A 617-nucleotide genomic window follows, 5' to 3' on the forward strand; every position below is an offset into this window, starting at 1 on the left:
GCTGCTCTCTAAATCCAATATTGCAGCTTTAGAAGCGAAGGATTATGAATATATTTTGGGTGCCAGATTAAAAAATGAATCAGAGCAAGTAAAGAAAAAGGTGCTCGCAAGAAAGCTCTCTGATGGAGAGATGATCAAGGTTCCAAAATCTGATGATACCAGGCTTCTGATAACTTATACCAACAACAGAGCAACCAAGGATGCTCATAATCGAAAAAAGGGTCTACAGCGCCTGGAGAAGCGAATTAAATCAGGTAAACTTACCAAATCCAATATCAATAACAAAGGCTACAACAAGTACCTTAAAATGGAAGGAGATGTTTCCATTGAAATCGATTATGAAAAATATTATCAAGATAATGTTTGGGATGGACTCAAAGGATACCTAACCAATACTAGGTTGTCTGATAAACAAGTGGTGGAGAATTATAAAAATTTATTCCACATCGAACGTGCCTTCCGTATGTCCAAAACAGATCTACGCATACGTCCCATCTACCATAGATTGAGGCACCGAATAGAAGCTCACATTTGTATTGCCTTTGCAGCATACAGTGTTTACAAGGAGTTAGAACGTGTACTGTATAAAGAAAAATCAGAAATCTCCCTTAGAAAAG

Annotated in this window: 1 protein-coding gene; it reads left to right on the top strand. The window is 37.4% G+C overall.

Annotation, left to right across the window (positions count from 1 at the left end):
- A partial coding sequence (locus tag HC176_RS15740) for an IS1634 family transposase (protein ID WP_167919940.1) occupies positions 1-617 on the top strand: 617 nt, incomplete at both ends.

The sequence above is a fragment of the Tamlana crocina genome, from assembly GCF_012037625.1.